Origin of the sequence: Nocardiopsis sp. RV163 (assembly GCF_001029525.1) — a bacterium.
Classification (GTDB): Bacteria; Actinomycetota; Actinomycetes; order Streptosporangiales; family Streptosporangiaceae; genus Nocardiopsis; species Nocardiopsis dassonvillei.
Genome location: NZ_LEKI01000219.1, coordinates 1 through 7,128 on the forward strand (window position 1 = coordinate 1; position 7,128 = coordinate 7,128).

Sequence of the window (7,128 nt, forward strand, 5' to 3'; positions counted from 1 at the left end):
CCCCCGCCCGGGGAGCCCCCCGCCTCGACCGCAGGTCCCTACGCGCCGACCTGCGCCGTCTGGTACCCGACACCGCCGCGGCCCTCGCCGTCACCTTCGCCCTCTTCCTCCTCCTCTACTCCCGCATCGAGGCGGGCACCTCGCAGACCCTCGTGGTCATGCCCTTCCTCGCCGACGCCGACGAGTACTGGCTGTACTGGCTGTGCCAGGCCTTCGGCTGGTCCGGGCTGCTGTGGGCCTGGATCACCGTCATGCTGGGCCTGCTCCGCTCGACCGCCCCCCTGCCCGGGGCGCCGTTCTCCCACGCCCGGATCGAACGCTGGCACCGCGTCACGAGTCTGACCACGATCGGGCTCATGTTCGCGCACGCCTTCGCGTTCTTCCTCGAACTCGTCCGGGGCAACGAGTACGGACTGGGCTGGGGCGGGCGCCTGTCCTCCGCGTTCGTGGACACCTTCGTGCCGGGCGGCTACTCCTCCGGGACCGGGCAGGTCGCCATCCTCATCGGCCTCATCGCCCTCTACCTGGCGATCCCGCTCGGCCTCGCCTACTACGTGCGCTCCTGGACGGGGACGCGCGTGTGGCGGGCCCTGCACCGGTTCGTCATTGTCGTCTACGCGCTCAGCGTGTGGCACACCCTGCTCTACGGAACGAACGTGTGGTTCGACGGCTGGTTCCGCACGGCGGTGTGGGCGCTCCAGCTCCCCGTGGCCCTCCTGCTGCTGGCCCGGCTCCTGGCGCCGCTGCGCGCGGACGAGCGCCTCGCACGGGACGATTTCGCGGGAGGGCGCGGGCTCGGGGGGCTCGCCCGCGCGGGTGCGCGTCTGGGCGTCGCGGCCGCTGTCGTCGTCCTGCTCGCCGTGACCGTCACCGGCCGCGACGGCGGCAGGACGCCGGGGGCCGGGAGCGGGGAGATGCTGGTGACCCAGAGCATGGTCTGGGGCGGGCTCGCCCTCCTGCTCACGGTGATCGGCGCCGTCGTCCTCGCGCTGCGCGGGCGCCCCGCGCGGGGGTGAGTCGGGCGTGCACGCGGGCGGGGAGGCACCCACCGGTGCCTCCCCGCCCGGGATCGCGCGGGACCCCTACTTCCCGGGCTCGTCGTCCCGGGTCAGGGCGTCCTTGGCCTTCTCGCCCGCCTGCTTCAACTTCGAGGTGTTCTTCTCGGCCTTGCCCTCGGCCTGCCACTGCTGGTTGTCCGTGGCCTCGCCGAGCTTCTCCTTGGCCTTGCCCTTCAACTCGTCGGCCTTGTTCCTGGCCTGGTCGCCCGCGGACATAAGCGCCTCCCTCTCGGTTTTCGCTCCTGTGGGCAGACCTGACCGCCGGGCGGGGGCGCGAACCGTGCCCACGGTAAAAAAACCGTCAAAGATGACAGAGGGGAGACGCCGCCCGGGTCCTGTTCCCGAACCGGCCCCAGCTTGCGGGGGGCTCGTTCGGTTGCCGAGGGTTCCCGTGCTCCGGACGCCCGGACACGGATCGAAGCGGAGCGGAGGTCCGAAGAACACTGCCTAGGCTCCGGGGGCGACCGTGGCCACCGAGTCGAACGGGGCGTGCGTGCCCACCCGGTTGCCGATGCCCCGGCGCACCATCTCCTTGGCCACGTCGGCGGCCGGTCCCACGTCGCCGCCCTTGGCCAGCTCCGCGGTGATCGCGGCGGCGAAGGTGCAGCCCGCGCCGCTCACCCTCGCGTTCCCGATCTTGGGGGCGCTCAGGACGGTCGTCTGCTCGCCGTCGAAGTACACGTCCACCGCGTCCGGGCCCGGCAGCTCCACGCCGCCCTTGACGATGACGTGCCGCGGTCCCAGTTCGTGGATGCGGTGGGCGGCCTCGACCAGGTCGTCCACCGTCTCCAGCGCCTCCATCCCCGCGAGGGTTCGCGCCTCGAAGAGGTTGGGCGTGATGACGGTGGCCAGCGGCAGGATCTGCGCGGTGAGCGCCTTGTCGGTGTCCAGGGCCGCACCCGGCTCCTGGCCCTTGCAGATCAGCACCGGGTCCAGGACCACGTGCCGCCACGGCTGGCGCCCGAGCCCCTCGGCGACCGCGTCGATGGTGTCCGGGGTGCCCAGCATCCCGATCTTGACCACGTCCAGGTCGTGGCAGGAGGTGGCCGCCTCGATCTGGTCGGCGATGACCTCGGGGGCCACGGGGACGAAGCGGTGGCCCCAGCCGTTCTTCGGGTCGAAGGACACGATGCAGGTGATCGTCCCCATGCCGTAGACGCCCAGCTCCTGGAAGGCCTTGAGGTCGGCCTGGATACCGGCGCCGCCGGTGGCCTCCGACCCTGCGATCACGTACGCGCGGTTGGTCATCGGGGAACCCCCTCGTCTCGGTGTGCTGTTGCGGAGCCCGCGGCCCCCACCTGCCCGCGAACCCCCGAACAATTGCACCACAGCGGACAGGCCGGACGTTCCCCCAGGCCGGGGCGTTCCGTCCACGACTCCCCGCCCGCTGACCGAGGCCCGGAGAGCGGGCGCGCCGAAGCGCGGCGGGGCCGGTGGCCGGCGCCGTGCCCGGCCGGAACCTCCCGGGGACCTGGACGGCAGAAAAATATTACCGTATTATTTTTTCATGGCACGAACAGCGGACCACGAGGAGCGCAGGCGGCAGGTCGCCCGCGCGCTCCTGGGCACCGTGGGGGAGCGGGGGCTGGCGCGGACCACCCTCGCCGACGTCGCCGACCGGGCGGGCGTCTCGGTCGGACTGGTGCAGCGCTACTTCCGCACCAAGTCGCAACTTCTGCGCTTCGGCGTGGAGTACCTCTACGGGCGGGGCGCCGACCGGCTGACGGCGGTGAGCACCGACGGGCCGCCGATCGCCTCGGCCCGCGACTGGATCTCCCGCGCGGCGCGGACCCTGCTGCCGCTCGACGACGAACGCCGCGCCGAGCTGACCGTGTGGCTGGAGTTCCTGCCGGCCACGATGACCGACCCGGAGATGTCGCGGCTGCACAAGGACACCACCGCCGACCTGGTGGGCGTGTTCACGCGGGCGATGGACGAGGCGGTGCGCCGGGGTGAGCTCCCGCCCGGTACGGACACGGCGGCCGAGTCCGCCGGACTCGTCGCCCTCGTGGACGGCCTGACCGTGCACCACCTCGCCACCGGCGGCGAGGCCTTCTCCGAGAACGCGGTCCCCGCCGCGCTCGCCGCCCACCTGGACCGGCTCTTCCCCGCCCCCGAGAACCCGTGAACACGTACGAGCCAGAGCCCGAGGGAACCCGTATGACCAGCACGACACCGCAGAGCACGGCCCCGGCCCGCCCGGCCGCCCGGCTGCCCCTGCTCGACGTCCTGCGCGGCGTCGCCATCATGGGCACCCTGGGCACCAACGTGTGGCTCTTCGCCGCACCGGGTGCCGAGGCGGGCATCATCTTCGTCCCGGACGCGATCGGCCCGATGGCGGCCTTCCGCGAGGACCCCTCGGCGGCTACCCTGGCGCAGGGCCTGTTCGCCTTCGCCGCCAACGGCAAGTTCCTGGCCCTGCTCACCCTGCTCTTCGGCGTGGGCCTGGCCATCCAGTTCCGCTCCGCGGCCAGACGCGGCGGGCGCTGGCCCGGCCCCTACAAGTGGCGCGCGCTGTTCCTGTTCGCCGAGGGGCTCGTGCACTTCACGCTGGTCTTCGCCGCGGACGTGCTCATGGGCTACGCGGCCGCCTCGATCGTGGTGGCCTGGCTGCTCACCCGGTCGGAACGGGTGCAGAACGCGGTGATGTGGACGTGCGCCGCCCTCCACCTGGCCTTCGTCGGCCTCGTCACGGCCGCGCTCCTGTCCGAACCGGACCCGCAGGGCGCCGAGGTCCCGTCCGAGGCCGTGGAGCTGTACGCCGAGGGCGGCTACCTTGAGCAGGTCGCGTTCCGGCTCGACAACGCACTGCTGTTCCGGGCCGAACCGGTCATCACCTTCGCCCTGATGGTGTTCATGTTCCTGCTGGGCGTGCGTCTCTTCCGCGCCGGGGCCTTCGGCGGCGACGACACCGGCCGCCGGATCCGGGGCCGCCTGCTCGTCTGGGGCCTGGGGATCGGGCTGCCGGTCAACCTGGCCGCGTCCCTGGCCGGACCCGACCTGTTCATGCTGGACCGCTACGCCGCCGCGCCCGTCGTGGCGCTCGGCCTGGTCGGCGCGGTCGGCTGGGTCGTGGACCGGGCGAACCCCGCCGGACGGGGGATCACCGCCGTGTCCTCCCTGGGGCGGATGGCGATGAGCGGCTACGTCGCGCAGAACGTCGTCTGCGTGCTGGTCTGCTACGGCTTCGGCCTGGGGCTGGCCTCCCGCCTGGCCGACACCGGCCCGTGGTGGGTGATGGGTCTGTGGGCGTCGGTGTGCGCACTGCTCATGACCGTGTCGACGCTCTGGCTGCGCCGCTTCCGGGCGGGGCCGCTGGAGGCGTTGCAGAAGGCGGTGCTGGCGCGGGTGCCCGAACGTCGCTGAGCGCCCCGCCGAGGGCCCCGCACGCCGTGTCCGCCGGGGGCGGACGACCCGGTGCCGGAAGCGCCGGGCGGCGTGCGGGGGCCGACCCGGTCAGATCTGGTAGACGGGGGCCTGGGGAGTGTTCCACCGCGTGGGGGTGTCCTTGGACCCGAAGAAGTCGCCGCCCTTGCGCAGGGCGTCGTCGGTGCCCCAGGCCTCGTCGCGGCCGACCTTGCGCAGGTGCGGGATGTGCTTGCGGCAGTGGATGTAGGCCTCCTCCACGTGCACCACCGTCCACAGCACCGCCTTCTGCCCGGGGACCTCGGGCTCGGGCAGACCGCGGACGTGGCGCCGCAGTTCCACGTCCTCCAGCAGGGACGCCCGGCCGTTGACGTGCAGTCCGATGCGGTCGTGAGTGAAGTCCAGGAACATCAGGCCCACATGCGGGTTCTCCAGGATGTTGCCGGCGCTGGCGAAGACGCCGTTGCCCCGGAACTCGGGGTAGGCCAGGGTGTGCTCGTCGATCACGTGGACGAAGCCGGGCGGTCCCGCGCGGAAGCTGGAGTCGCACTCGCCGCGCCGGTCGGAGGTGGCGATGAACATCATCTCCTGCCGGGCGACGAACTCGCGCATGAGCGGGTTCAGGTGGTCGAGCATCTGGTCTCGGTAGAAGCGTTCGGCGCGTTCGCTCGTGCCGTTCAGCGCCTGGACGCGGTGCTCACCCTCGCTGCCGGGAACTTGCCGTGGGGAGGTCTCGCGCATCACTGCCTCTCGATGGGGCTGGTGGGGCTGGTGTGAATAGTCAGGGACGCAGGGGCCGCTGCTGTCGGGGAGGAAAAGGGGTGTCGGGAAGGTGAGTGGGACGCGTCGCCCGGCGCGCCGGGGCGTCACCCGGTGCCTTCGGGGTCCGGCCACCGCGCCGCGGCGCGGGTCAGCGTGTCGGGGTGTCGGCCCGCCGGTAGGGGGAGGACGCCTCGGCGGAGGGGTCGGGCTGGGGCGGCGCGGGCGGCGCCGGGCGCTCCCCGCGGGGGGACACGGCGGTCCTGTCGCGCCCGGCCGTCCGGGATCCACCCGCTCCGCCCTCGGCCTCGCGCGCACCCGCGAGCATGTTGGCGGTGATCCACTCGTAGACCACGATCCAGGCCGAGCTCATGGAGGAGGACCAGGTGGGCGAGACCTCGCTGACCGCGCGCACCAGGGCGCGGCCGACGAAGGGGTAGTGCTCGGGCTTGATGTCCATGTCCCGCTTGTGCTGGGCGCCCAGCCGCCTCAGGTACCCGGCGACCTCCTCGGGCTCGTCGAGGTAGCGGACGACCTCCAGCAGGGCGAAGGCCATGCGCTCCTTCTGCGTCTGCATGTTCGCGGGGAACATGTCACGGACGGCGGGCGCCATCTCGAACAGGTTCTGGTAGAAGCGGTCGGCCAGACGGGTGGAGCCGGGCGGTAACGCGGAGCACGACTGCCGTACCGCCTCGATGACGGCGGGGGCGGGCAGCGGTACCTCTTCGATGGAGCGGGGAGACAAGGAAGCCTCCAATCAGGTCGCGGAAAGGGCTGTGCCACGGAGGCGCACATACCACCGTGGTGACGGAGCGTAGTCATGCCGGGGGTGCGGACACGCGTTCCCCAGCGGTTCGCCGACCGGGGGGCGAGTGCGGGTTCGGTGCGCGCGGAGCCGGAGGGCCGGACGCGCGGGTGAGGGCCTCAGCTCACCGCTGTACCGGCGGAGTCCCAGGGGAACGGGTGGACCGACCCGGCGGCCTGTCCCGCCCTTCGGAACCTCCCAGCCTCCGGCGCCCCTGACGGGGCCGTGTGAGCGGGCTGGGACGAAGGGAACGGGTGTAGCGCTCCTTCGGCAGTAGCGGGGCTGTCGGGAACCCTCATCGCTGCCTCGTCTTCTTCCGGATTCAGCGCTCATCCGAGGTTCGGATGGCACTGAATGCCACGTGGGGGGTGAGCGACGACCGTTTCAATGTTCGCTACCCCCTTTACTGTGCCTGTTGTGGCAATGTAACAGAAATGTCGACGTTTGAGGATATTACCCTCTGGTGGTGCATGAGGCCACAGTGCTACCTCAGTTCTCCGGGATACCTTTCGTCTTTCGTGTGACGGGCGGCCTCCGCGCACGGTCCGGGGAGCGGAAACAGAGGGTGGCCAACGCCCCGACCCCCTCGGGGCCGTCCTCGACGACCTGACCGCGGGACTGGCCCCCGGGCGCGCTGGAACACCCGGGGCCCCACCGGGGGCGTGCGCGACTCCGGGGCCGCGGTCGTGCTCGCCACCCGCTCCGGGGGCGGGGCCGAACGGCTCTGCGACCGGCTCGCGCTGATCGGCTCCGGGCCGCGTCGCCGCCCTGGACGCCCCGGACGGGCTCGTCACGCGGGCAGGCCCTGAACGGCAGGCGGCCTTCCGGGCTCCTCTCCCGAGTTCGACGGGCGACTGCTCACCACGCGGCCCGAGGCGGTCTGCGCGCACCGCAGCGGACGCCGTCCGGGACCGGGTCGCGGCGGTCGCCGAGGCCTACCGCCGAGGCCTCCTCGGTTAGCCCGGTCCCCGGTCCGCTGCTTTCGCCCCGATTACCCCGGAGGGTGATTAATCAGATACTCTCCGCTTGTGTCCGGGGTGGTGACCCCGGGCCGTACGAGCGGGAAGTGAGCGCGATGGACGCGTGGGGACACGGCGGGGACCCGGGGCCACGGGACGGTTCCGAGGAGCGGCGGGGAGG

Annotated in this window: 7 protein-coding genes; 3 read left to right on the forward strand and 4 right to left on the reverse strand. The window is 72.3% G+C overall.

What is annotated here, in order from left to right:
- A partial coding sequence (locus ABD54_RS24370) for a ferric reductase-like transmembrane domain-containing protein (protein ID WP_047871878.1) occupies nt 1–1,016 on the forward strand: 1,016 nt, incomplete at its 5' end.
- Nucleotides 1,017–1,082: 66 nt separating this feature from the next.
- Here the strand turns inward: ABD54_RS24370 and ABD54_RS24375 are convergent.
- Both ABD54_RS24375 and thiD read right to left on the reverse strand, forming a co-directional pair.
- Nucleotides 1,083–1,274: a CsbD family protein gene (locus tag ABD54_RS24375; protein ID WP_047871879.1), complete on the reverse strand. Its 192-nt coding sequence runs from the start codon at nt 1,272–1,274 to the stop codon at nt 1,083–1,085.
- A gap of 231 nt (nt 1,275–1,505) precedes the next feature.
- Nucleotides 1,506–2,306: a bifunctional hydroxymethylpyrimidine kinase/phosphomethylpyrimidine kinase gene (gene thiD, locus ABD54_RS24380; RefSeq protein WP_047871880.1), complete on the reverse strand. Its 801-nt coding sequence runs from the start codon at nt 2,304–2,306 to the stop codon at nt 1,506–1,508.
- Between the two features lie 259 nt (nt 2,307–2,565).
- Between thiD and ABD54_RS24385 the strand changes: the two genes are divergently transcribed.
- Together ABD54_RS24385 and ABD54_RS24390 are read left to right on the forward strand one after the other, a co-directional pair.
- Entirely contained in the window at nt 2,566–3,186 is a 621-nt protein-coding gene (locus ABD54_RS24385) for a TetR/AcrR family transcriptional regulator (protein WP_047871881.1), read from the forward strand.
- A 32-nt stretch (nt 3,187–3,218) separates the two neighbouring features.
- Nucleotides 3,219–4,424, forward strand: a complete 1,206-nt coding sequence (locus ABD54_RS24390; protein ID WP_047871882.1) for a DUF418 domain-containing protein — start codon at nt 3,219–3,221, stop codon at nt 4,422–4,424.
- A 90-nt stretch (nt 4,425–4,514) separates the two neighbouring features.
- On the opposite strand, the gene ABD54_RS24395 is transcribed toward ABD54_RS24390, so the two are convergent.
- Nucleotides 4,515–5,165, reverse strand: a complete 651-nt coding sequence (locus tag ABD54_RS24395; protein ID WP_047871883.1) for a pyridoxamine 5'-phosphate oxidase family protein — start codon at nt 5,163–5,165, stop codon at nt 4,515–4,517.
- Nucleotides 5,166–5,334: 169 nt separating this feature from the next.
- Complete coding sequence (locus tag ABD54_RS24400) at nt 5,335–5,928, reverse strand: globin domain-containing protein (RefSeq protein WP_047871884.1); 594 nt, start codon at nt 5,926–5,928, stop codon at nt 5,335–5,337.
- Between the last annotated feature and the right edge of the window lie 1,200 nt (nt 5,929–7,128).